Annotated in this window: 2 protein-coding genes; both read right to left on the bottom strand. The window is 46.0% G+C overall.

All coding sequences use genetic code 11. The features are described from left to right. On the bottom strand, window positions 1–436 hold a 436-nt coding region (locus CXF78_RS20625), incomplete at its 3' end, for a cytochrome c oxidase subunit 3 family protein (protein WP_102037810.1). Continuing rightward, window positions 436–2,325 (bottom strand): cytochrome o ubiquinol oxidase subunit I, encoded by a 1,890-nt coding sequence (gene cyoB, locus CXF78_RS20620; RefSeq protein ID WP_102037809.1) that lies wholly within the window; start codon window positions 2,323–2,325, stop codon window positions 436–438. The genes CXF78_RS20625 and cyoB, both read right to left, overlap by 1 nt. Between the last annotated feature and the right edge of the window lie 2 nt (window positions 2,326–2,327).

Below are 2,327 nucleotides of genomic sequence, written 5' to 3'. Positions count from 1 at the left end.
CTAAGGCAAAAAATGCTGATAAAAAGGCGCTGCGATCTGGGCCATTGCCGTGTTCAATTAAGTGATGAAACTCGTACACTTCCATCGCGATAAACACACAACCTAAAGCGAAGGTGATTAATAACCAGCCTAAAGTTGCTGCTTTCTTTTGGTGTCTTGCGCAAATCATGGCAAAGCCATAAGTAATACTACTGACCAACAAGGCGGCGGTTTCGATAAGCACGAAGTCTAGTTCGAAAATATCTTTACCCGACACACCACCGTCGGTGTTCATAAACAACACCGCATAAGTCGCAAACACAGAGGCGAACAAAATACAGTCGGTCATTAGATAAATCCAAAAACCGAACAAGGTGTTACCGCTAGTGTCATGATGCTCATCATGGTGATCTGCAGCGTGAGCCACGTGTAAATCTGCTTGAATAGCAATACTCATTATCGGCCCCTTGCTACGTTATCTAAGTGTGCATTTTCAATCCGTGCGACTTCATCTGGCTGCACGAAATAGTCAACGTCATTGTCGTAAGCGCGCAGTAAAAACAACACAAACGTACCGGCAAACCCGACAATGGCTAACCACCAAATATGCCAAATAGCAGCAAAGCCCATGGCCGTAATACACGCGGCCATAGCAATACCGCTGGCAGTATTTTTAGGCATGTGAATTGGCTGATAGGTTTCACGACGTTGGTAGGCAGTGCCTTTTTCTTTCATGTCGGTGAACGCATCAATGTCAGTTACAGGATCTAACTGGGCAAAGTTATAGAACTGTGGGGGTGAAGATGTTGACCACTCAAGCGTATGGCCATTCCATGGATCGCCTGTGGTATCCAGGTTTTGCTCACGGTCACGGAAGCTCACATACAATTGGACAAACTGTAAAATAATACCCACAAGAATGATAAATGCGCCGACTACGGCAAAGTAAAGCCAGAAGTTCCACGCTGGGTTGTCGGTGTGGTTAATACGACGTGTCATGCCCATAAAACCAAGCACGTACAACGGCATAAAGGCCACATAGAAGCCAATCTGCCAGCACCAAAATGATGCCTTACCTAAGCGTTCATTGAGTGTGAACCCCATCGCTTTAGGGAACCAGTAGGCAAACCCCGCCATGTAGCCAAATACCGCACCACCAATAATGGTGTTATGGAAATGGGCGATTAAAAACAAGCTGTTATGCAGTACGTAATCGGCACCAGGTAATGCTAACAATACCCCGGTCATGCCGCCGATGGTGAAGGTCACCATAAAGCCTAAAGACCACAATACTGGCACGGTAAAACGTAAACGGCCGCGATAAATAGTAAATAGCCAGTTAAACAGTTTTACCCCGGTCGGCACCGCAATCACCATGGTCATTACGCCGAAGAAGGCGTTAACGTTAGCGCTTGAACCCATGGTAAAAAAATGGTGTAACCACACAATAAAACCAAGCACCGAAATCGCACCGGTTGCCCACACCATTGAGGTGTAACCAAATAAACGCTTTGAGGTAAAGGTTGAAAACACTTCAGAGAAAATACCGAAAGCCGGTAATACCAAAATGTATACTTCAGGATGACCCCAAGCCCAAAACAGGTTGATGTACATCATGGCGTTACCGCCACCGTCATTGGTAAAGAAGTGGAAATCTAAATAACGGTCTAAGGTCAACATGCCTAAAACAGCGGTTAAAATGGGGAACGATGCAACGATTAACACGTTAGCCCAAGTACAAGCCCAAGTGAAAATAGGCATTTGCATTAACTTCATGCCAGGCGCACGCATTTTTAACACAGTGGCGATAAAGTTCACCCCGGTTAAGGTTGTCCCGATACCGGATATTTGCAAGGCCCAGATATAATAATCAACCCCCACCCCCGGGCTGTAGGCCAGCTCAGACAATGGCGGATAAGCTACCCAACCGGTTTTAGCAAACTCACCGAGTCCTAGCGATATGTTAATTAACACCGCGCCAGAGGTCGTTAGCCAAAAACTTAAGTTGTTTAAGAATGGGAACGCCACATCGCGGGCACCAATCTGTAATGGCACGACCAAGTTCATTAAACCAATCATAAATGGCATTGCCATAAAGATAATCATGATCACGCCGTGGGCTGTGAAGATTTGGTCGTAATGTTCTGGTGGTAAATAGCCCGCAGCGCCGTTAGTGGCAAGTGCTTGCTGAGTTCGCATCATAATCGCGTCAGAAAAACCACGGACCAGCATTACCATCGCTAATACGATATACATAATACCGAGTTTTTTGTGGTCAACCGAGGTTAACCAGTCGTGCCACAGCACGCCCCATTTTTGATGTTTAGTAATTAAGGCCGCAATGATGA

This window comes from Shewanella sp. 11B5, assembly GCF_002836795.1.
Lineage (GTDB): Bacteria > Pseudomonadota > Gammaproteobacteria > Enterobacterales > Shewanellaceae > Shewanella > Shewanella frigidimarina.
The sequence above is the reverse complement of the archived record's forward strand: the minus strand, read 5'-3'. Positions and strand labels throughout refer to the sequence as shown.